A 19,325-nucleotide genomic window follows, 5' to 3' on the forward strand; every position below is an offset into this window, starting at 1 on the left:
TCGGCGTGACACGGCCGTGTGCGGACAGAACTGATCAGAACGCGGCCGTGAATCCCGCCCAGCTCTCGGGGGAGAAGAGCAGCGCGGGTCCGGACGGGTCCTTCGAATCGCGTACGGCGACGAGTCCGGCCTGCGGGCCGGGCCCGGGCCGGGCGGTCTCCACACAGTTGTTGGCTCCCGTGCTGTAGCTGCTGCGCAGCCAGCGCACGTCGTGCAGATCGGTACTGGTAGGTACGTTCCGAGGCAGTGCAGACATGGTGCCTCCTTACGCGCCGTCACCTATCCCGGCGATGTAATCCAACGAGTCCTCGGGCGAAAGGGCGTGGATCTGAAGGGTGTTGAAGGCCTCGGTGTAGGCCCGGAGGTCTTCTTTCCGCTCCAGGTAGAGGCTACTCGTCAAGTGGTCGAGAACAACCACGTCCAGATCAGAAGTGCGCGAAAACGAGAAGATAACGAAAGGGCCGGTGATGCCGATGTGTGCTCCCGCGGCGAAGGGCAGCACCTGAAGCCTGACTTGGGGAAGCCGGGCCGCCTCGATGAGCCGCCGCAGCTGCCGGGCCATCACCTCGGGGCCGCCGACCTCCCGGCGCAGCACTCCCTCGTCGAGCACCGCGGCCAGCTCCAGCGGGGGGTCGGCCCGCAACACGTCCTGCCGGGCCAGCCGTACCTCGACCAGCGCGTCGAGCCGTTCGTCCCGCTCGTCGTCGAGTCCGCCGACCGCGGCCCGGGTGACCGCACGGGCGTACTCGGGCGTCTGCAGCAGCCCCGGCACGACGGAGATCTCGAGCGTACGCATCGCGCTCGCCTGCGACTCCAGGCTGATGAAGTCCCGGTACGTCGGCGGCAGCACCCCGCGATAGGCGTGCCACCAGTGATGGCGTCCTGCCCCGGCCTCGTCGGAGCCGGCCAACACGAGAAGCAACTCCCGCAGTTGGCTGTCGTGCACCTCGTAGGCGTCCAGGAGTAACCGCACATCGGCCGGTTTCACGCCGCTCGCGCCGGTCTCGATCCGGCTCACCTTGGACTGGTGCCAGCCCACCAGCCGGGCCGCCTCACCACTGGTGAGCCCCGCACCGGTGCGCAACGCACGCAGTTCGGCGCCCAGTTTCCGGCGGCGTACCGCGGGACCGTGCTGCATGGGCTACTCCTTACTCCTTCCGGGCCGCCCAAATACGGTCTTCCGTCGGAGAGTTCACCGCTTCGAGCGACAGATATATGCATATCTTGGTGGATCGGCACCGTGACCGGCCTGGTAATGGCAGTCTGGCGAAGAAGCACCAGTCCGGGACCGTACTCGAACCATCCGCTCCGTGTCGGACTGCGGTCCCGTGGGAAAGGGACGACGTCGCCATGGCAGACCATCTGGAAGCATCCGTCACTCTGCCGAGCGATCCCGCCTCGGTCTCCGCGGCCCGCGCCTATGTCCTGAGCACCCTGGCGGAATGGGGTCTGCCGGCGGACACGGAAGCGGCGGAGACGATCCGGCTGATCGTCTCCGAACTCGCCACCAACGCCGTACAGCACACTTTCGGGCAGTCACCCACCTTCACGGTGGACCTCCACCTCGACCGTGACGAACATCTGCGCATCGGGGTCACCGACAGCCACCCCCGCTTCCCGAAGCGGCTGCCGGCCGCCGTCCAACAGGACAACGGCCGCGGCATGGTGATCATCCGTTGGCTCACCGCGGAGTACGGCGGCAAGCTCAGAGTCCGCCCGACCCGCGAGGGCGGCAAGACCGTCTCCATCGAACTCCCGTGGACGGTACCGGCCGAGCCGGTATCGGCGGCGGGACAGCAGGAACCCTAGACACCACCTTGTCTCGCGCGGCCGAAGGCACCGCGCAGCAGTGCCCGGAACGCGTCCGCCGCGGGGGCCGGCCCGTCGGCCCGGTGGGCGACCGAGATCGTACGGCGCAGTTCTCCCGTCCCCAGCGGCCGCGTCCCCACCGGAGTGACCGCCGTCCGCGCCACCATCTCCGGGACCACCGCGATCCCGAGCCCCGCACTGACCAGCGCGCACACCAGCGCGTACACCGGCGTCGCCACCAGGACGGACGGCGTGGCCCCGGCCCGGGCGAGGAGCGCCTCCACGCCGCGCCGGGCGGGATGGTCAGGGGCCATGCTGATCAGCGGCTGCCCGGCGAGTGCGGCGAGAGGAAGCCGCGAGCTGTCGCTCGTGAGGACATGCCCCGGGGCGGTCACCAGCACCAGTTCCTCCACCAGGACCGGCTCCGCCCTGACGGACGCGGGGAGCTGCACCGGGTCCGCGGGTGCGTAGGAATGCGTCAGCGCCAGGTCCACGTCACCGGCGGCCACCGCCTCCACCCCGGCCGGCGGTTCGAGGTGGGCGACCGTCAGCTCCACGTCCGGATGCGCCCGGCGGAACGCGCTCAGCACGGACGGCAGCAGATGGATACCCGCGGTCTGGAAGGTGCCGAGCCGCAGCGTGCCGCCGGACAGCCCGGTCAGCCGGGCCAGTTCATGCCGGGCCTGCTCCAGTTCGTCCAGCACCCGGCGCGCCCGCGCCGCGAGCAGCTCACCGGCGCCCGTGAGCCGTGCGCCGCGATGATGCCGTACGAGAAGCGCCGTGCCGGCCTCCCGCTCCAGCTTGGCCAGTTGCTGGGAGAGCGCGGGGGTGGTGTACCCGAGGCGCTCGGCCGCCCGGGTGATCGAGCCGGCCTCGGCGACCGCGACCAGGGCGGCGAGGCGGTTCGGGTCGTACATACAGGCCCCCAGGCTAAAGGGATGCTTAAGGCAGACCCAGAATATTCGACATACCTGCTGAAGGCTCCGGCACGGCACGCTGGACGGCATGGACGGACAGCTCATCGCCTTCACCGGGGTCGCCGCCGGCATGGTCGCCATGCCCGGCGCCGACTTCACCGTCGTCGTACGCAATGCCCTCGTCTCCCGCCGGGCCGGTGTCGCGAGTGCTCTCGGCGTCGCGGGCGGGCTGCTGCTGCACACGGCGCTCGCGGTGGCCGGGGTCGCCGCGGTCCTGGCGGCCGTACCGGCGCTGTTCCGTGCGCTCCAACTGCTGGGCGGCGCCTATGTGCTCTACCTGGGCGTACGGACGCTGCGCTCACTGAGCCGTCCGTACAGTGCGGTCGAGGAGTCCGGGGGCGGCGGCGTGCGGCCGGTGCGGCAGGGGTTCGTCACCAATGCCCTGAACCCGAAGGCGCCCATCACCTTCCTGAGCCTGTTGCCGCAGTTCGTGCCGGCCGGCGAGCCCGCGCTGCCCCGGACGCTGCTGCTGGCGCTGATCGTGGTCGTGCTCGCCCTGGTGTGGTTCCCAGCGGTGGCGCTGCTGGTGGACCGGCTGGGCCGGTGGTTGCGGCGCCCGCGAGCCGCACGGCTTGTCGCGGGGGGTACCGGGGCCGCGCTGAGCGTGCTGGGCGTCGTGCTGCTGCTGGAACCGCTGGTGGCCCTCGGCTGAGAGCCCCGCGGGGGTGATGGCCGGTCAGGTGGCCGTCACCCCCACGGGAGAGTCACCGGTCCGCTCGGCGGGGGGCTACTTGACCCGGCCGTACCAGACGCTGCTCGACCAGATCTTCTCGAGCTTCACGACCTCCCCGCTCTTCGGGGAGTGCCAGATCTTTCCCTTCCCGGCGTAGATGCCGACGTGGTACACGTTCGACCCCGAGTGGAAGAACACGAGGTCTCCGGCCTTGCGGCTGCCGGAAGAGATGTGGCGGGTCTTGTTGTACTGCTGGGCCGCCGTGCGCGGCAGGCTCTTGCCCGCCTTCTTGTACGAGTACAGCGTGAGCCCTGAGCAGTCGAACCTGTGCGGTCCCGTGGCGCCCCACTTGTAGGGCGAGCCCTTCTTTGAGGCAGCCACCTGAAGTGCCTTCGTCGCCGGTGTCGCGGCCTCCGCGTCGGAGGCGATGCCCGGGACCACGATGGAGCCGCCCACTGCGGCGATGGTGAGGGCCGAGGCCGTACCGGCTCGGGCCATCAGCGACGGGACACGATTGAGCGCAGACATGCGCAACCCTTCGTCAGCCGCCTGTGAAGGATGACCTGTCGGATTCGGGCTGGCGAAGTTGCCCGGCCGCTTGTCGCGGCTTCACCCCAAGGGCTGCTCGGACCGGCCTCTCCGAAGAGAGCGACCTTCCCGGCGACCCGTCTTGCCTGGGTCCTCCACTCCTGCCGATCCACTCCTGTCGACCGGTCATCCGGGCGGCGGCAGGACTCGGCGTCCGCCCGGACCGCCCCGCCGCTGCGGCGGGGGCTTGTCGTCAGACAGGGATCTTCACGCACCCAATGCCGAAAAACCCAATGGAATCGGGGATTTGTGTTGTTACTCACCACTCACCCGTTCGGGTGGACACTCCTCTGTTCGAGCGACCGTCGAGGGGTCCGAGGAGCCCCGGACCAGCGACGGAACACCTCATTCCGGCCCTGGGCTACGCGCGTTGCGCAAGCCTGACGGGCCCGCAAAACTACTGCTGGCTACGCCATATGGGGGTACGTCTTTTGGTCCGTTTGAAGGCCGGTCCGGACGCCTCGTGTCGCGGCACCCGGCCCGGACCGGGTGCCGGTGCGTCAACTGTCGGAGTGCGGCGGCACCATGACCCGCGCCGTGCGTCGCTCACCGTCCAGGACGCGCAGCGCCCGGGTCAGGGTCGCCGCGTGCAGCTCGGCCTCGCCCCGCTGGTGCATCGTCGCCAGCGCGTCGCGCAGCTCGGCCGCCTTGGCGACCAACGCCTGGGCGGCCCGCAGCCCGCGGTAGGTGTCACCGGGGTGCGCGGGGTTGATCCGGCCCAGCAGATCGACCACGTCCAGATAACGGTCGATCAACTCGCCCTCGGCGCGGGTCAGCGCGGGCAGTGGAGGCAGTTCGGGCGGCAGCATCGCCCGCTCACCGGGCGTCGGACGAGGGGCGCGACGCCCGGCGGCCGGGGACGATCCGGTCCACCAGGCCGTATTCCAGGGCCTCTTGGGCGGTGAGGATCTTGTCCCGCTCGATGTCCTCGGTGACTTGCTCCCGCGTCCGCCCGGTGTGGCGTACGAGCATCTCCTCCAGCCGGTCGCGGACGCGCCCCAACTCCTCGGCCTGGATGGCCAGATCGCTGGCCTGCCCCGCCACCGGCTCGGACAGGGAGGGCTGGTGGAGCACCATCCGCGCACCCGGCAGCGCGGACCGCTTGCCCGGGGTCCCTGCCGCCAGCAGCACGGCCGCGGACGACCCGGCCTGTCCCAGGCAGATCGTCTCCACGTCGCAGGAGACGTACCGCATCGTGTCGTAGATCGCCGACATGGCACTGAAGGAGCCGCCGGGGGAGTTGATGTACAGCGAGATGTCCCGGTCGGGGTTCTGGTACTCGAGGTGCATGAGCTGCGCCATCACGTCGTTGGCCGAGGTGGCGTCGATCTGCGTGCCGAGGAAGACGATCCGCTCCTCCAGCAGCTTCGAGTACGGGTCCATCGTCTTGCTGCCGAAGCTCGTGCGCTCGGTGAACTCAGGCAGTACGTGGCGGGCTGTAGGTCGGGTCATGGGTCCCCCTCCTTCTGCGTCTGTAAAAAATGTACAGGACGTACGTGACGTTATGATGGGGGTATGGCCTACGAGATTCCGGTGACGCAAGCCAGGGCTGAGCTCGCCGACCTGATCAACCGAGTGGTGTACGGCGGTGAGCGCGTCGTCGTCACGCGGCACGGCAAGCCGTTGGTCGCCCTGGTCTCCGCCGCCGACCTCGAACGGCTGGAGGCGCTCCAGGACCTCCCCGAGCCCGCCGAGGAGCAGGTGATCAGCGCGGTGTCGACGGTGCGCGAGATCGCCTCGACGCCGCGTGAGCCACAGCGGTTCGGCATCGCGGCCCATCATCAAGGCACCGGCGCTTCGTAGGGCACCCGGCGCTTCGTAGGGCGAGGGGGCGGCGCAGGGCGAGGGGGCGGCGCAAAAGGACCGCACACCCCCGTCCGCTACAGCGGAGGTGCGCGGTCCGTTCCAGGGTGCCCCGGGTCAGCCGGTCGGAACCAACTCCCGTTCCACCGTGGGCGCGACGCTCTTCCTGCGCGTCCTGAGCGCGTTGCCCAGCAGCACGGCGCCCAGGCCCAGCGCGGCCCACCAGGTCAGGGTCAGGACGGGTCCGGCCGCCGCCGCGCCGTCGAAGTACGCCACCGACCGCAGCAGGGTCGCGCTCGCGCCCGGCGGCAGCCACTGGCCGATCACGCCGGCCGGCGCGGGGAGCATCTGAGGTGCCGAGGCGGCTCCCGAGAACGGGTTGCCGAGCAGCATGATCACGCCGGAGGCGATCCCGATCCCGGCGGTGCCCAGAAGGGCGGCGAGACCCGCGACGGCACCGCTCACGGCCAGCGCCGCCAGCCCGAACACCCCGGCCTCCGCCCACCAGTCGCCGGTCACCACACCGAGCCAGCTGTGCGCGATCCCGGCGGCGGCCGCGCCCACCAGGGCCGAGGCGCCCACCAGGCCGACCACGGCACGTGTCCCGCGCAGCCCGCTCAACGTCACCACCGCGCCCGCGGCGATCCCCGCCAGGGCCAGCGGCAGCACGCTCGCGTTCAGGGCCGCGCCCCGCGGGTCCTTCACGGGCGCCGCCACCACGTCGACCGTCCTGACCTGGGCGCCCTCGGCCGCCGCCGGTGCCGCCACGGCCTGCTGGAGCAGTTGCGCCACCACCGGGCTCGCGGCCGACGCGGTCAGCAGCTCGGGCCCCTCGGCGGTGACGACGACCGCCCCGTAGACGGTCCGGTCCTCGATCGCCTCCCGGGCGGCGGCCTCGTCCGCGTAGTGGTGGATCTCGAACGCGCCCTTGTGCGCGGCCAGTTGTTCCTCCACCTGGGCGGTGGCGGAGGCGGGGTCGGCCACCCCGAGCGGCAGGTCGCGCGGTGCGGTGCGGGCGGCGGGCCAGGCGAAGGCCCACAGGGCGAGCGCCGCGATCAACGGCACGAGGACGATGACCGCGATCAGTCGGCGGGGGCCGTCGGTGGGCGCCGTAGCGGAGGCGGTGGACATGGGGGTCCCTCCCGTACTGGACTCTCAAAGAGAATGATCGTTCGTTTTATTTCCTCCCCACGGTCTCGCCGACGGTCGACCTTGTCAAGAAGGAACGTTCGTTTTAGATTGGTGACCATGGCTCGTGTATCCCAAGAACACCTGGACGCCCGCCGTCGGCAGATCCTCGACGGCGCCGCGGTCTGCTTCGCGCGGGGCGGCTTCCACGCCACGTCGATGCAGGACGTGCTGAAGGAGGTCGATCTGTCGGCCGGGGCCGTGTACCGCTACTTCAGCGGCAAGGACGAGCTCATCGCCGCGATCGTCGAGGAGGTGCTCGGCCAGGTCCGTGACGGTTTCGAGGAGGCGGCCCACAGCAGCCCGCCCCCGCCGCCCGACCTCCTGGTGGCGTCCGTGCTCGGCCGCGTCCTCGCCACCAAGGAGTCGGTGACCGTGGACGGGCGGCCCGCGTTCCCGCGACTGGTCGTCCAGGTGTGGGCGGAGACCCTCCGCAACGACCAGCTCGCGGCCGTACTGCGGGACGGCTACGGCGCCGTGCGCGCGGCCTGGGGGCGGATCGTCGAGGCCTACCAGGACGCCGGGATGATGCGCTCGGACGTACCCCCGGACGACGTGGCCCGCACGATGATGGCCGCGGCGATGGGCTTCATCGCCCAGCAGGCGCTCTTCGGACCGGCCCCGAGCGACATCCTCCGGGACGGACTGCGGGCGTTGATGAGCGTGCGGGACGTACCGGATGGCGACCGCGGCGACACGACCGGTGGATCACAGCTCGGTTAACTTGCCTGAAACCCGGTCCAACTAGCCTTCCGGCACGCCACCAGGGACTTTGCCCGGCGGCTGAGGCAACCGGACCCCGCACGGTCCGGAGCGAGGACTGTGAGGTGGGACGTGCAACTGACCCCGCACGAGCAAGAGAGGCTGCTGATCCATGTGGCGGCCGACGTCGCCGAGAAGCGCCGGGCCCGCGGGCTCAAGCTGAACCACCCCGAGGCCGTCGCCCTCATCACGTCGCACATCCTCGAAGGCGCGCGTGACGGCCGTACGGTCGCCGAACTCATGGCCTCCGGACGCAAGCTGCTCACTCGCGACGACGTCATGGAGGGCATCCCCGAGATGATCCACGACGTCCAGGTCGAGGCCACCTTCCCGGACGGCACCAAGCTCGTCACCGTCCACGACCCGATCGTCTGACGGGGGGCCGCCGTGATTCCCGGAGAGATCCTCTTCGCCGAGGACCCGATCGTCTACAACGAGGGCCGTGAGGTCACCCGTCTGACCGTCCTCAACGCCGCCGACCGGCCCGTCCAGGTCGGCTCCCACTACCACTTCGCCGAGGCCAATCCCGGCCTGGACTTCGACCGCGCGGCAGCGCGCGGCAAGCGGCTGAACGTCGCCGCCGGCACCGCCGTGCGATTCGAGCCCGGCATTCCCGTCGACGTCGAACTCGTCCCGCTGGCCGGCGCCCGGATCGTGCCCGGACTGCGCGGGGAGACCGGAGGTGCCCTCGATGCCTGAGATCTCGCGTGCCGCGTACGCCGACCTGTTCGGCCCCACGACCGGTGACCGCATCCGGCTCGCCGACACCGACCTGATCGTCGAGATCGAGGAGGACCGTTCCGGCGGCCCCGGACTCGCCGGTGACGAGGCCGTGTTCGGCGGCGGCAAGGTGATCCGTGAGTCCATGGGCCAGGCACGCGCTACGCGCGCAGACGGCACCCCGGACACCGTCATCACCGGCGCGGTGATCATCGACCACTGGGGGATCGTCAAGGCCGACGTCGGTATCCGCGACGGCCGGATCACCGCCATCGGCAAGGCCGGCAACCCCGACACCATGGACGGCGTCCACCCCGACCTGGTCCTCGGTCCCGAGACCGAGATCATCGCGGGCAACGGACGCATCCTGACGGCCGGCGCGGTCGACGCGCACGTCCACTTCATCTGCCCGCAGATCGCCGACGAGGCGCTCGCCGCGGGCGTGACGACACTGGTCGGCGGCGGTACCGGTCCGGCCGAGGGCTCCAAGGCCACGACCGTGACGCCCGGTCCGTGGCACCTCGCCCGGATGCTGGAGGCGATGGAGCAGTACCCGCTCAACATCGGCTTCCTCGGCAAGGGCAACACCGTCTCGCACGAGGCGATGCTGTCCCAGATCCGGGGCGGGGCACTGGGGTTGAAGCTCCACGAGGACTGGGGCTCGACGCCCGCGGTCATCGACGCCTCGCTGACGGTGGCGGAGCAGACCGGCGTCCAGGTCGCCATCCACACCGACACGTTGAACGAGGCCGGGTTCGTCGGTGACACCCTCGCCGCGATCGCCGGACGCGGGATCCACGCGTACCACACCGAGGGCGCGGGCGGCGGACACGCGCCGGACATCATGACCGTGGTCTCCGAGCCGCACGTGCTGCCCAGCTCGACCAACCCGACCCGGCCCTTCACCGTCAACACCGCCGAGGAACACCTCGACATGCTGATGGTCTGCCACCACCTCAACCCGGCGGTGCCGGAGGACCTCGCCTTCGCCGAGTCCCGGATCCGGCCGACGACGATCGGCGCGGAGGACATCCTCCACGACCTCGGCGCGATCTCGATCATCTCCTCCGACGCCCAGGCCATGGGACGGGTCGGCGAGGTCATCATGCGGACCTGGCAGACCGCGCATGTGATGAAGCGGAAGCGGGGCGCGCTGCCGGGGGACGGCCGGGCCGACAACCAGCGGGTGCGGCGGTACGTCGCCAAGTACACGATCAACCCGGCGATCGCGCAGGGCCTCGCGCGGGAGGTCGGCTCGGTGGAGACCGGCAAGCTCGCCGACCTCGTGCTGTGGGAGCCCGCGTTCTTCGGCGTCAAGCCGCATCTCGTGGTCAAGGGCGGACAGATCGCCTACGCGCAGATGGGCGACGCCAACGCGTCGATCCCGACCCCGCAGCCCATCCTGCCGCGTCCGATGTACGGCGCGATCGGCCGGGCGCCGGCGAACAACTCGTTCAACTTCGTGGCACCGCTGGCGATCGAGGACGGACTGCCGGAGCGGCTCCAGTTGGGCAAGCGGTTCGTCGCCATCGACTCGACGCGCGGGGTGACCAAGGCGGACATGCGGGAGAACGACGCGCGTCCCCGGGTGCAGGTCGATCCCGACAGCTTCGCGGTGCACATCGACGGGGAGCTGGTCGAGGCGACTCCGGCGGCCGAACTACCGCTGGCCCAGCGTTACTTCCTGTTCTGATGGGGCGAGGTACCGATGTCTAGGGCAACACTTCTGGTCCTGGCCGACGGCCGCTTCCCCGCTGGGGGCCATGCGCACTCCGGCGGGGCGGAGGCGGCCGTCAAGTCCGGGCGGATCACCGGGGCGTCGAGCCTGGAGGAGTTCTGCCGGGGGCGGCTGCACACGGCGGGGCTGGTATCGGCTTCGCTGGCCGCGGCCGCCGTACTCGGTGTGAATCCGGTGGAGTTGGACGAGGCGGCGGATGCCCGAACGCCGTCGCCCGCGTTGCGGATCGCCGCGCGAAAGCTGGGGCGCCAGCTGATGCGGGCGGCGCGGGCGACCTGGCCCTCTGCGGAACTCGATGCGCTCGCACGGGAGTTCCCCAAGGGCGCCCACCAGCCAGTGGTGTTGGGGGTCACGGCCAGGGCGGCCGGGCTCGACGCCATCGACGCCGCGTACTGCGCGGCGTACGAGAGTGTGAGTGGCCCGGCTTCGGCGACGGTCCGGTTGTTGAGCCTTGATCCGTTCGACGCGACAGCGGTGTTGGCTCGGCTGGCGCCGGAGCTGGATCGCGTGGCGGACCAGGCGGTCGAAGCAGCCGGGAGGGTCGTAGATCACGGAGTCGACGCGCTGCCGTCAGCCTCGGCGCCGCTGCTGGAGATCGGCGCGGAACTGCACGCGGCGTGGCCAGTGAGGCTGTTCGCTTCATAGGAAGGCCCAGGTCACCGACCTTCTTTAGGGGCGCGGGGCTGCAATCGATTTGCGGCTCCGCCGCGTGGGCGCGCCCAGCCCCCACGCACCCGCACCCGACAACGAGAAACCCATCCGGAGCCGCACATGCACCTCGACCACGACCACAACGCCCCCTCCGCCATCAGCGCTGACGCCCGCCGACCCGACGGCTCCCGCAGAGCCCTCCGCATCGGCCTCGGCGGCCCCGTAGGCTCCGGCAAGACCGCCACCGTCGCCGCACTCTGCCGCGCCCTGCGCGACGAACTGTCCCTCGCCGTCGTCACCAACGACATCTACACCCGCGAGGACGCCGAGTTCCTGCTGCGCGAGGCCGTGCTACCGCCCGAGCGGATCACCGCCGTGGAGACGGGGGCCTGCCCGCACACCGCGATCCGGGACGACATCTCCGCCAACCTCGAAGCCGTCGAGGACCTGGAGGACGAGGTCGGTCCACTGGATCTCGTGCTCGTCGAGAGCGGCGGCGACAACCTCACCGCGACCTTCTCCAAAGGGCTCGTCGACGCCCAGATCTTCGTGATCGATGTCGCCGGTGGCGATGACATCCCGCGCAAGGGCGGTCCCGGCGTCACCACCGCGGACCTCCTCATCGTCAACAAGACCGACCTCGCCCCGTACGTCGGCTCCGACCTCGCGCGGATGGCCGCCGACGCCAAGGCGCAGCGGGCCGAACTGCCGGTCGTGTTCCAGTCGTTGCGGAGCGAGGCCGGAGTGGCCGACGTCGCCGCGTGGGTGCGGGCGCAGCTCGCCGCGTGGACGGCATGAGCGGCGGGGTCAAGGCGACCGCGCGGATCCTCGCCCGCGGCGACGGGCGCGGCGGCACCTCGCTCCCCGTGCTGGAGGGTGACGGCCCGCTGGCGCTGCGTCGGACGCGGGGGAGCGGTGCCGAGACGCGGGTCATGCTCGTCGGCGCGATGAGCGGGCCGCTCGGCGGCGACCACTTCACCGTCGAGGCTGAGGCGGCGGAGGGGGCCCGGCTGCACGTCGGGTCGGCCGCCGCCACCATCGCCCTGCCGGGCCAGACCAAGGCGGAGGCGCGGTACGACGTCCGGCTCACCGTCGCCGACGGTGCCGAACTGCGGTGGCTGCCGGAACAGTTGATCTCGGCGAACGGCAGTGAGCTGTACGTCTCGACACGCGTCGACATCGGTGCGTACGGTCGGCTCGTGCTGCGCGAGGAGCAGGTGCTGGGACGGGCCGCCGAGGAGCCGGGACGGCTGACCAGCCGGCTGGTGCTGCGGGTCGGCGGGCGTACCGTCCTCGACCAGGAGCTGGCCTGCGGGCCAGGAGCGCCGGGCGGGTGGGACGGTCCGGCCGTGCTGGCGGGACATCGTGCCGTAGGGCAACTCGTCGTCGTACGGCCGGAGTTCGCCGCGGAACCGGTGGTCGCTCGGGTGCTTGGCGACGGCGCCGTGGTCATGCCGCTCGCCGGACCCGCCGCGCTCGTGAGCGCCATGGCGCCGGACGCGCTGCGGCTGAGAAGGTTGCTGGACGAGGCCCTGGCCTCGCTCGGCTAGCGAACGGGCCTCTCCGTTTATCGGATTGGCAAAGAAGGGTCACCACCCCTGTTCTCAGGGAACCCACAGCCGAGAGGATCCCCGTACTCATCAATGACGTACGGGGAGGTCGCACTTGAAGCACCACAGACCGACAAGGCGGGCCACGGCGTTCGGCTCCGCCGGAGTGCTCGTCACGGCGACCCTGATAGCCGGGGCCGTGGCGGCGCCCACCGCGAACGCGAGCGCGGGCGCACGGCACGGCCAGGACCGTGAGGCCCGCGGCACCGCCATCGCCGCCGCCCGGGCCGAGAAGGCCGGCATCAACTGGCAGGACTGTCCCGCCGACTGGGGGCTGGAGAAGCCCATCCAGTGCGGCTGGGTCACCGTGCCGCTCGACTACGCCAAGCCCAACGGCAAGCAGATCAAGATCGCCGTCGACCGTATCGGCAACACCGGGACCCCCGCCGAGCGCCAGGGCGCGCTCGTCTACAACCCCGGCGGTCCGGGCGGCTCGGGCCTGCGCTTCCCGCGCCGTGTCACGACCAAGGCGCCGGTGTGGGTCAACACCTCGAAGGCGTACGACTTCGTGGGCTTCGACCCGCGGGGCGTGGGCCACTCCGCGCCCATCTCCTGCATCGACCCGCAGGAGTTCGTGAAGGCGCCCAAGATGGACCCAGTGCCGGACTCCGAGGCCGACAAGCTCGCCCAGCGCAAGCTGGCCCGCGAGTACGCCGAGGGCTGCTACAAGCGCAGCGGCGAGATGCTGCCGCACATGACCACGCCGAACAGCGCACGTGACCTGGACGTCATCCGGGCCGCGCTCGGCGAGAAGAAGCTCAACTTCCTCGGCGTCTCCTACGGCACCTACTTCGGCGCCGTCTACGGCACGCTCTTCCCGGGCCATGTCCGCCGGATGGTCGTCGACAGTGTCGTCAACCCGTCGCGGGAGAAGATCTGGTACGAGGCCAACCTCGACCAGGACGTCGCCTTCGAGAAGCGCTGGAACGACTGGCAGGACTGGGTCGCCGCCAACGACGCCGCCTTCCACCTCGGTACCACCCGCGCCGAAGTCCAGGCGAAGTACCTGGAGTTGAGGGCCACCGCGAAGAAGAACCCCATCGGTGGCGTGGTCGGTCCGGCCGAGCTGATCGGCTTCTTCCAGAGCGCCCCGTACTACGACTCCGCGTGGGTCTCCACGGCGACCGTGCTCAGCAAGTACTTCGCCGGTGACACCCAGGCGGTCGTCGACGCGGCAGCCCCCGACATGACCGACATCGCGGGCAACATCTCCTCGGAGAACGGCAACGCCGTCTACACGGCCGTCGAGTGCACCGACGCCAAGTGGCCCACCAGCTGGAAGAAGTGGGACCGGGACAACACCCGGCTCCACAAGGACTACCCCTTCCTGACCTGGGCCAACGCCTGGATGAACCTGCCGTGCGCGACCTGGCCGGTCAAGCAGCAGACCCCGGTGGACGTGAAGACGGGCAAGGGCCTGCCCGGTGTGCTGATCGTCCAGTCCGAGCGGGACGCCGCCACCCCGTACGAGGGCGCGGTCGAACTGCACAAGCGGTTCAAGGGCTCCCGTCTGATCACCGAGAAGGACGCGGGCTCGCACGGTGTGACCAGCCTGGTCAACCCGTGCATCAACGAGCGGGTGGACGCCTATCTGCTCAGCGGCAAGCTGGACGCCGCCGACGTGACGTGCGGTCCGCACGCCACGCCGAAGCCGTAACACCGAAGGGGCGGCCCGCAGTCGGGCCGCCCCTTCGTCATGCCGTCAGCCAGGCGTCCTCGGCCGCGTAGTCGAAGAGGTCGCCGTAGGCCTGGAGCATCTTCGGGTACGCCTCCCGCCAGTCCCGCCCGGCCAGTTGCGCCTCGATCGAGGCGATGGTCTCGGCCAGCCCTTCCGCGTACCGGACGACCGCCCGATACCCCAACTCCCTCTCGGCGGCGGACATGTCGCACACGACGGGCACGGGGACGGACCACGGAGTGTCCCCGACGGTGGGCGCGGGCGGCGGCCCGTCCACGAGCACGTCCTCCCGCCCCTCGACGCCCATCACGGCGTCGACGGCTCGCGCGATCTCCGCCACCGTGGGCGTGTCCGGGTCGACCGCGTTGAGGACACGGCTGCCCGGCCGGCCGGCGGCCAGCCGGATCAACTCGGCGATGTTGTGCACACTCGCGGGATGGAACCGGCTCTCCCCGCCGTACGCGAGGACCCGCCGGGTCCGCCCGTCGAGGTTGCGCTTGACGAAGTACAGCTCGCGCGGCGTCCGGCAGTACGCCCCATGCACGGCCCCGGCCCGCAACAGCGTCGTCGGCAACCGCTCACCGGCGGCCAGCAGTTCACGTTCGAGGACGACCTTGCGCGTGCTGTACGAGGTGTCGCCGGCCTGGACCGTACGCTGCCGCTCGGTCATCGGCACGGGGTACTCGGGAAATCCGTCCGGCTCTGCCTGCGTGTCGAAGTTCCGCCCCTTGTCGTCCTCGTACACCGACACACTGGAGATGACGACGGCGGACCCGATCCGATCGGCGAGGGAGACCAACTGCCGTGCGTGGCCGCCTCCGTAGGCGACCACGTCCACGACCACATCACAACCGTCCCCGACCGTACCGGCGAGCACGGCGTCGTCCTCCCGGTCGCCCCGCACGACCCGCACCCCCTCGGGCCAGCCGTCGTCACGGCCGCCACCCCGCGACAGGGCGGTGACCTCCCACCCGCCCCGCGCCAGCGCACCCACCGCCACCCGGCCGATCTGCCCGGCCGCCCCGATCACCACAGCACGTCGTGTCATACGGCGACGCTACGACGGCCGGGCCGACCCGCGTGAGGATCTCTGCCGAGAGCAGAGCCGGTGCCGGACTCACCCCAGCGGCATGCGCGGGAACCGCCGCTCCTTCTCCGCCTTGGCCTTGGCCTCGGCCTCCTGCGCCTTGGCGACGGCCGCGTACTCGTCGACGTACTCCTGCCCCGAGAGGTTGAGGATGGCGTAGATGATCTCGTCGGTGATGGCGCGCAGGATCGCCTTCTCGTTCTCCATGCCTTCGTAGCGGGAGAAGTCGAGGGGCTCGCCGAAGCGGATGACGACGGGGTGGATGTTGGGAATGACCTTCCCGGGCGGCTGCGCCTCGAAGGTGCCGATCATCGCGCAGGGAATGACGGGCACCCCGGCCTTCAGCGCCATCACCGCGACGCCGACCTTGCCCTTGTAGAGCCGCCCGTCGTGCGACCGCGTGCCCTCCGGATAGATCCCCAGCAGCTCGTCCTTGGCGAGCACCCCGAGCCCCTCACGGATCGCGGCCTGCCCCGCCTCCTTGCCGGTACGGTCGACGGGGATCTGCCCGGCGCTGCGGAAGAAGAACGCCGTGAGCCGACCCTTCACACCCGGCCCCGTGAAGTACTCCTTCTTCGCCAGGAACGTGATGCGCCGCTTGAGGATCGCCGGCATCAGGAAGTGGTCCGAGAAGGACAGATGATTCCCGGCGACGATGGCCGCACCAGTCGCCGGCACATGCTCAAGACCCTCGATCCGAGGCCGGAAGACCAGTCTCAACAGTGGTCCCAGCAACACGTACTTGAGCAGGTAGTAGAACAAGGGGACGCTCCTCACTCCGGCAATTCGGCTCAACCGCCGCGTTCCAGCAGGTCAACCGGCGTGACGTGGGGGTGCCAGTGTAAGTGCATGCGGGAGCGCGCGGAACGGGGCGCGGGTGGGGAAGGCCGCGGAAACAGCTTTGCGCTACTGGCTAGTAAGTATCAACCGGGTTGGAGATCCTGGCCGAATCGGCGTGGGTGGGAAGCCGTAGGAGCGATGACCTGACGGGATCTCAACCGGTGCTGCATCATGAGGCGTTGGGAAGCGGGTGTGGCAGGGAGCTGCTAATGGCGGTTCAACCGTTCGAGATTCTTCTGGAAGAAGTCCTCCGGCAGGACGACATCCGGGCGGGCATCGACCGACTGGCGGCAGGCAGGGTCACTGACAGAGAGGCTCTGGCACAGTCGCTGCGCTTCGACATGCTGGCGTCCGGCGGGATTCTGTCGGCGATCGTGGACGGTCGAGAGGTTCCGACGATCGATGCCGTCACATCCGTTCAGGATCTTGTGCGTCAGCTCATGGCGGTGCCCTACGGAGATTATCAACGCCTGATCCGACGTGAAGAGGAAGCATTTGCCGAGGCGCGCCGGATTCAACGGGATACGGACGAGTTTCATCGGCGAATGAAAATCGCCGAGTTCGATGAGAAGTATGGCGACCATGAAACAAAAAGGTCGGGGTGGGGGCGGTTCGCCGACGGAGTACTTCGACGGAAGTCACCTGGTGAGCTCCGGCGGCTGGAATATGCACGACAATTGGAGGAAGGGCAGCAATTCCGTCAGAAGGTGGCTGACGCGGCAACCCTTCGCAAGCGGGTGGAGATTGACCTCGTTCGACAGTTGGGCGGTCTGTCGCAGTTCAGCACCCGGCTCGAGACGTTGATGTCCCGGATCGGACCTTCCCTCCGGGATCAAGTGATTGTTCCGTACGTGCTGGACTGGCTTGAGAACACTGGGCCGCGCATGGTCGTGGACATGGCGGAGGACGGCGAGGAGAAGGAGACTGACATGGCGGAGCAGCATGCGGGGGAATCGATTCTCTCCGTCTCACGGCGGCCGCTGGCAGAAGTGGCCGGAGCGGCGCGGCCAGAGGACCGACACGGTGTCTTCCTGGTGCACGGCCGCGACGACGCGGCGGCCGGCGCACTGCGCGACCTGCTCCGGGCACTGGGGCTGAAGGTGATCGAGTGGGAGAACGCGGTGCGGGCTACCGGTGAGGCCTCCCCGTACGTCGGTGATGTGGTGCTCGCCGGCCTGCGTCTGGCTCAGGCTGTGGTCATCCTGGCGACCCCCGACGACTTGGTGCGCATCCGCCCTGACCTCGCTGGCAAGGACGAGGCGATGCACGAGATCAAGGAGTCGGGCCAGGCGAGGGCCAACGTCATCTACGAAGCGGGCATCGCCGACGCTCTCGCCCGCCGCAGGACCGTCCTCGTGGAGGTGGGGCGAGTGAAGTCCTTCTCGGATGTCGCGGGCCGGCTCGTCATCCGTCTCGACGGAACGGCCGCGTCACGGCACGAGCTCGCCAAACGGCTGAGCTACACCGGACTCGAGGTGGACCAGCGGGGGGACGACTGGCTCCGGGCCGGTGACTTCACCCGTGCCATCGGGATGGCTCGAAAGCATCTGCCATAGCCGTTTGACTCGTTGTCCCGAGCACCGGCGCGGTTCTGGAGGATCGTATGCACTTCCATGTGCTCATCGAAATGCGTGGTGCTGCTCGGCCCGAAGTCGAACTGGACCTCGACGAAGAGGGGTTGGAAAGCAGATTCGTGCGTCCGCGAAAGCGGGGGAAGGCTGTCGTGATCAATGGCAGAGTGGTAGAGAACGAGGACCTCGTGCGGATCAGAATTGGGCGAAGCGACCAGAAATCCGCCGAGATCCTGGAAGAGATCCAACTCGAGAACGCAGTGCGCCAGACCCCTGTCTTCGATCGGTCGCGGCTGTACCGCCAGGTCGTGGAGCGCTCGGTCGACGTGACGAACTCTTTCCTGCGGACGGCGCCACCGGCACCCGACCGGCGCACTGTCCTTCTGATCTCCGGAGAATGGGGGGCAGCGGCACGGGCCATGGGCGAGTTCTTGCGGGCGCTCGGCCTGGACGTCCGGGGCCGCTCCCACGCTCGGTTGTCGGGCCGCGAAGGACAACACCACGCCGATGTCCTCGACTCGGCCTTCGACGCCTGTCATGCGGTGGTCGTCCTCATGACGCCGGACGATGTCGCCACTCGCCATCCCGCCTTCGCCGGAGTCGAGGACGCCGAGGTCCAGCTCGCCACGCAGGCGTCGCCGAGCGTCCTCTTCCAGGCGGGTTATGCCTGGCATGCGGCCAGGGAGCGCACCCTGTTGGTGGAATTCGGCAGTGACCTGCGCTACCCCCGAGATCTGTCCGGGGTCGACCGGGTGTGCTTCGACGGTTCACCCGCGTCAAGGAACGAGGTGGCCCAAAGACTCAGAGCCATCCGTTCGGCGGTTCGGACCGAGGATCCGTTCTACCTGGAAGCCGGCGCCTTCCCGAGCGCCCCAGGCCCGGTCACCGGTGACGACCTCGGGCCGAGTCCCGCAGCGGAGCTGCTACGCAGAATCCCCCTGCGTTGGGTCCTGCTCGGGGCTCTGGCGGAAGGCAAGGGGGTGGACGTCAGCGCGATAGCCGCCCGCAGGGGAACGCCGCCGGAGGAAGTGCGCGCAGGCCTGTCACGGCTGATGACGGACGGCCTGGCCGCGCCGATGGAGAAGCACTCGAAGAGCCAGGCCGCGAACAACGGCGCCTGCCGACTCACCGGTCCTGGATTGGATCAGCTGCACTCCGAGATGTGGCGTCCGCAAGGCCGATGAGTGCCGGGCGACGCGGACCACGCCAGATACATCGCGGGGTGCTTGCGTGACTGGGCCTACCACCTTCAGGAGCGCATGCCTGTCGCACCTGACGAAGAGCTCGACGAGACCGACGAGTCCCGCTTTTTGATCACCGATGACCTACGGTCCGCGCAGGGGCTGCTTTCGCCGGAGCACAAGCTGTACCCGTTCGTCGACCGCTACTGCGCGAAGCCGTACTGGAAGGTCAGGGAACTGCCCGGACTGCTCGGACGCGTGAAGAACGCCCTGTGCGATTCCTATGGAATTGATCTCGACGACCCAGGACGAGGAGGTCGCGCCTCGCCGCTACGGGCGCCGACTCGTTCCGTGGTGTCGAGGAACATCCTCGAGGGACCGCAGGAGTCACACGGCCCGGAGCGTTGACCGCGCGGCATGGAACACACACGACGGCCGCCCCTTCTTGA

At 69.7% G+C, this 19,325-nt stretch carries 23 protein-coding genes and 1 riboswitch; of the genes, 14 read left to right on the forward strand and 9 right to left on the reverse strand.

What is annotated here, in order from left to right; translation table 11 throughout:
• Positions 1-34: 34 nt before the first annotated feature.
• Positions 35-256, reverse strand: coding sequence for a DUF397 domain-containing protein (locus OG885_RS38255; RefSeq protein WP_405739886.1), 222 nt, complete (start codon positions 254-256; stop codon positions 35-37).
• Between the two features lie 9 nt (positions 257-265).
• Positions 266-1,138 (reverse strand): helix-turn-helix domain-containing protein, encoded by an 873-nt coding sequence (locus OG885_RS38260; protein WP_405739888.1) that lies wholly within the window; start codon positions 1,136-1,138, stop codon positions 266-268.
• A 212-nt stretch (positions 1,139-1,350) separates the two neighbouring features.
• Here OG885_RS38260 and OG885_RS38265 point away from each other — a divergent pair, with 212 nt between their 5' ends.
• Entirely contained in the window at positions 1,351-1,809 is a 459-nt protein-coding gene (locus OG885_RS38265) for an ATP-binding protein (RefSeq protein WP_329341746.1), read from the forward strand.
• On the opposite strand, the gene OG885_RS38270 is transcribed toward OG885_RS38265, so the two are convergent.
• Positions 1,806-2,726 carry a LysR family transcriptional regulator gene (locus OG885_RS38270; protein ID WP_405739891.1) on the reverse strand — a complete coding sequence of 307 codons (921 nt, stop codon included), beginning with the start codon at positions 2,724-2,726 and terminating at the stop codon, positions 1,806-1,808. The two genes, OG885_RS38265 and OG885_RS38270, sit on opposite strands and share 4 nt — an antisense overlap.
• A gap of 88 nt (positions 2,727-2,814) precedes the next feature.
• Here OG885_RS38270 and OG885_RS38275 point away from each other — a divergent pair, with 88 nt between their 5' ends.
• A complete protein-coding gene (locus OG885_RS38275) occupies positions 2,815-3,438 on the forward strand; it encodes a LysE family translocator (RefSeq protein WP_405739894.1) in 624 nt (207 codons plus the stop codon).
• A gap of 75 nt (positions 3,439-3,513) precedes the next feature.
• Here OG885_RS38275 and OG885_RS38280 read toward each other — a convergent pair whose 3' ends face one another.
• The 3 genes from OG885_RS38280 to OG885_RS38290 form a co-directional block, all read right to left on the reverse strand.
• Positions 3,514-3,987: a C40 family peptidase gene (locus OG885_RS38280; protein WP_405739897.1), complete on the reverse strand. Its 474-nt coding sequence runs from the start codon at positions 3,985-3,987 to the stop codon at positions 3,514-3,516.
• Positions 3,988-3,990: 3 nt separating this feature from the next.
• Positions 3,991-4,210, reverse strand: a riboswitch (cyclic di-AMP (ydaO/yuaA leader).
• A 337-nt stretch (positions 4,211-4,547) separates the two neighbouring features.
• A complete protein-coding gene (locus OG885_RS38285; protein WP_399960500.1) occupies positions 4,548-4,856 on the reverse strand; it encodes a hypothetical protein in 309 nt (102 codons plus the stop codon).
• Between the two features lie 7 nt (positions 4,857-4,863).
• Positions 4,864-5,499 carry an ATP-dependent Clp protease proteolytic subunit gene (locus OG885_RS38290; RefSeq protein ID WP_405739900.1) on the reverse strand — a complete coding sequence of 212 codons (636 nt, stop codon included), beginning with the start codon at positions 5,497-5,499 and terminating at the stop codon, positions 4,864-4,866.
• Positions 5,500-5,562: 63 nt separating this feature from the next.
• Between OG885_RS38290 and OG885_RS38295 the strand changes: the two genes are divergently transcribed.
• On the forward strand, positions 5,563-5,850 hold the full coding sequence (locus tag OG885_RS38295; RefSeq protein ID WP_405739902.1) for a type II toxin-antitoxin system Phd/YefM family antitoxin: 288 nt from the start codon (positions 5,563-5,565) through the stop codon (positions 5,848-5,850).
• A 117-nt stretch (positions 5,851-5,967) separates the two neighbouring features.
• On the opposite strand, the gene OG885_RS38300 is transcribed toward OG885_RS38295, so the two are convergent.
• Complete coding sequence (locus tag OG885_RS38300) at positions 5,968-6,981, reverse strand: ABC transporter permease (protein WP_405739905.1); 1,014 nt, start codon at positions 6,979-6,981, stop codon at positions 5,968-5,970.
• Between the two features lie 117 nt (positions 6,982-7,098).
• Here OG885_RS38300 and OG885_RS38305 point away from each other — a divergent pair, with 117 nt between their 5' ends.
• The 8 genes from OG885_RS38305 to OG885_RS38340 all read left to right on the forward strand — a co-directional run bounded on the left by OG885_RS38305 (position 7,099) and on the right by OG885_RS38340 (position 14,176).
• Positions 7,099-7,761 (forward strand): TetR/AcrR family transcriptional regulator, encoded by a 663-nt coding sequence (locus tag OG885_RS38305; RefSeq protein WP_405739908.1) that lies wholly within the window; start codon positions 7,099-7,101, stop codon positions 7,759-7,761.
• Between the two features lie 111 nt (positions 7,762-7,872).
• Positions 7,873-8,175, forward strand: coding sequence for an urease subunit gamma (locus OG885_RS38310; RefSeq protein ID WP_010355509.1), 303 nt, complete (start codon positions 7,873-7,875; stop codon positions 8,173-8,175).
• Positions 8,176-8,187: 12 nt separating this feature from the next.
• A complete protein-coding gene (locus OG885_RS38315; protein ID WP_399960509.1) occupies positions 8,188-8,499 on the forward strand; it encodes an urease subunit beta in 312 nt (103 codons plus the stop codon).
• The gene (locus OG885_RS38320; protein ID WP_405739911.1) at positions 8,492-10,213 is read left to right on the forward strand and encodes an urease subunit alpha; all 1,722 of its coding nucleotides are present in this window, start codon (positions 8,492-8,494) and stop codon (positions 10,211-10,213) included. The genes OG885_RS38315 and OG885_RS38320 overlap by 8 nt, the downstream gene beginning before the upstream one ends.
• Positions 10,214-10,228: 15 nt before the next feature.
• Positions 10,229-10,903: an urease accessory protein UreF gene (locus tag OG885_RS38325; RefSeq protein WP_405739914.1), complete on the forward strand. Its 675-nt coding sequence runs from the start codon at positions 10,229-10,231 to the stop codon at positions 10,901-10,903.
• 126 nt (positions 10,904-11,029) lie between these two features.
• Complete coding sequence (gene ureG / locus OG885_RS38330; protein WP_405739917.1) at positions 11,030-11,707, forward strand: urease accessory protein UreG; 678 nt, start codon at positions 11,030-11,032, stop codon at positions 11,705-11,707.
• A complete protein-coding gene (locus OG885_RS38335; protein WP_405739920.1) occupies positions 11,704-12,459 on the forward strand; it encodes an urease accessory protein UreD in 756 nt (251 codons plus the stop codon). Before ureG ends, OG885_RS38335 begins: the two co-directional genes overlap by 4 nt.
• A gap of 115 nt (positions 12,460-12,574) precedes the next feature.
• The gene (locus tag OG885_RS38340) at positions 12,575-14,176 is read left to right on the forward strand and encodes an alpha/beta hydrolase (RefSeq protein WP_405739923.1); all 1,602 of its coding nucleotides are present in this window, start codon (positions 12,575-12,577) and stop codon (positions 14,174-14,176) included.
• A 37-nt stretch (positions 14,177-14,213) separates the two neighbouring features.
• Here OG885_RS38340 and OG885_RS38345 read toward each other — a convergent pair whose 3' ends face one another.
• Both OG885_RS38345 and OG885_RS38350 read right to left on the reverse strand, forming a co-directional pair.
• Entirely contained in the window at positions 14,214-15,230 is a 1,017-nt protein-coding gene (locus tag OG885_RS38345) for an NAD-dependent epimerase/dehydratase family protein (protein WP_405743072.1), read from the reverse strand.
• An 84-nt stretch (positions 15,231-15,314) separates the two neighbouring features.
• Positions 15,315-16,046 carry a lysophospholipid acyltransferase family protein gene (locus tag OG885_RS38350; RefSeq protein WP_405739926.1) on the reverse strand — a complete coding sequence of 244 codons (732 nt, stop codon included), beginning with the start codon at positions 16,044-16,046 and terminating at the stop codon, positions 15,315-15,317.
• A gap of 287 nt (positions 16,047-16,333) precedes the next feature.
• Here OG885_RS38350 and OG885_RS38355 point away from each other — a divergent pair, with 287 nt between their 5' ends.
• The 3 genes from OG885_RS38355 (at position 16,334) to OG885_RS38365 (ending at position 19,284) form a co-directional block, all read left to right on the forward strand.
• Complete coding sequence (locus OG885_RS38355) at positions 16,334-17,680, forward strand: TIR domain-containing protein (protein WP_405739928.1); 1,347 nt, start codon at positions 16,334-16,336, stop codon at positions 17,678-17,680.
• 47 nt (positions 17,681-17,727) lie between these two features.
• Entirely contained in the window at positions 17,728-18,879 is a 1,152-nt protein-coding gene (locus OG885_RS38360) for a TIR domain-containing protein (RefSeq protein WP_405739931.1), read from the forward strand.
• A 75-nt stretch (positions 18,880-18,954) separates the two neighbouring features.
• On the forward strand, positions 18,955-19,284 hold the full coding sequence (locus OG885_RS38365; protein WP_405739933.1) for a hypothetical protein: 330 nt from the start codon (positions 18,955-18,957) through the stop codon (positions 19,282-19,284).
• Positions 19,285-19,325: the final 41 nt, after the last annotated feature.

The organism is Streptomyces sp. NBC_00028 (assembly GCF_045041065.1).
Taxonomy (GTDB): Bacteria; Actinomycetota; Actinomycetes; order Streptomycetales; family Streptomycetaceae; genus Streptomyces.

Excerpts from the sequence above, each read along its gene's own strand:
- OG885_RS38255 (WP_405739886.1), bottom strand. The coding sequence starts at position 256 with ATGTCTGCACTGCCTCGGAACGTACCTACCAGTACCGATCTGCACGAC.
- OG885_RS38260 (WP_405739888.1), bottom strand. The coding sequence starts at position 1,138 with ATGCAGCACGGTCCCGCGGTACGCCGCCGGAAACTGGGCGCCGAACTG.
- OG885_RS38265 (WP_329341746.1), top strand. The coding sequence starts at position 1,351 with ATGGCAGACCATCTGGAAGCATCCGTCACTCTGCCGAGCGATCCCGCC.
- OG885_RS38270 (WP_405739891.1), bottom strand. The coding sequence starts at position 2,726 with ATGTACGACCCGAACCGCCTCGCCGCCCTGGTCGCGGTCGCCGAGGCC.
- OG885_RS38275 (WP_405739894.1), top strand. The coding sequence starts at position 2,815 with ATGGACGGACAGCTCATCGCCTTCACCGGGGTCGCCGCCGGCATGGTC.
- OG885_RS38280 (WP_405739897.1), bottom strand. The coding sequence starts at position 3,987 with ATGTCTGCGCTCAATCGTGTCCCGTCGCTGATGGCCCGAGCCGGTACG.
- OG885_RS38285 (WP_399960500.1), bottom strand. The coding sequence starts at position 4,856 with ATGCTGCCGCCCGAACTGCCTCCACTGCCCGCGCTGACCCGCGCCGAG.
- OG885_RS38290 (WP_405739900.1), bottom strand. The coding sequence starts at position 5,499 with ATGACCCGACCTACAGCCCGCCACGTACTGCCTGAGTTCACCGAGCGC.
- OG885_RS38295 (WP_405739902.1), top strand. The coding sequence starts at position 5,563 with ATGGCCTACGAGATTCCGGTGACGCAAGCCAGGGCTGAGCTCGCCGAC.
- OG885_RS38300 (WP_405739905.1), bottom strand. The coding sequence starts at position 6,981 with ATGTCCACCGCCTCCGCTACGGCGCCCACCGACGGCCCCCGCCGACTG.
- OG885_RS38305 (WP_405739908.1), top strand. The coding sequence starts at position 7,099 with ATGGCTCGTGTATCCCAAGAACACCTGGACGCCCGCCGTCGGCAGATC.
- OG885_RS38320 (WP_405739911.1), top strand. The coding sequence starts at position 8,492 with ATGCCTGAGATCTCGCGTGCCGCGTACGCCGACCTGTTCGGCCCCACG.
- OG885_RS38325 (WP_405739914.1), top strand. The coding sequence starts at position 10,229 with ATGTCTAGGGCAACACTTCTGGTCCTGGCCGACGGCCGCTTCCCCGCT.
- ureG (WP_405739917.1), top strand. The coding sequence starts at position 11,030 with ATGCACCTCGACCACGACCACAACGCCCCCTCCGCCATCAGCGCTGAC.
- OG885_RS38335 (WP_405739920.1), top strand. The coding sequence starts at position 11,704 with ATGAGCGGCGGGGTCAAGGCGACCGCGCGGATCCTCGCCCGCGGCGAC.
- OG885_RS38355 (WP_405739928.1), top strand. The coding sequence starts at position 16,334 with ATGGCGGTTCAACCGTTCGAGATTCTTCTGGAAGAAGTCCTCCGGCAG.
- OG885_RS38360 (WP_405739931.1), top strand. The coding sequence starts at position 17,728 with ATGCACTTCCATGTGCTCATCGAAATGCGTGGTGCTGCTCGGCCCGAA.
- OG885_RS38365 (WP_405739933.1), top strand. The coding sequence starts at position 18,955 with ATGCCTGTCGCACCTGACGAAGAGCTCGACGAGACCGACGAGTCCCGC.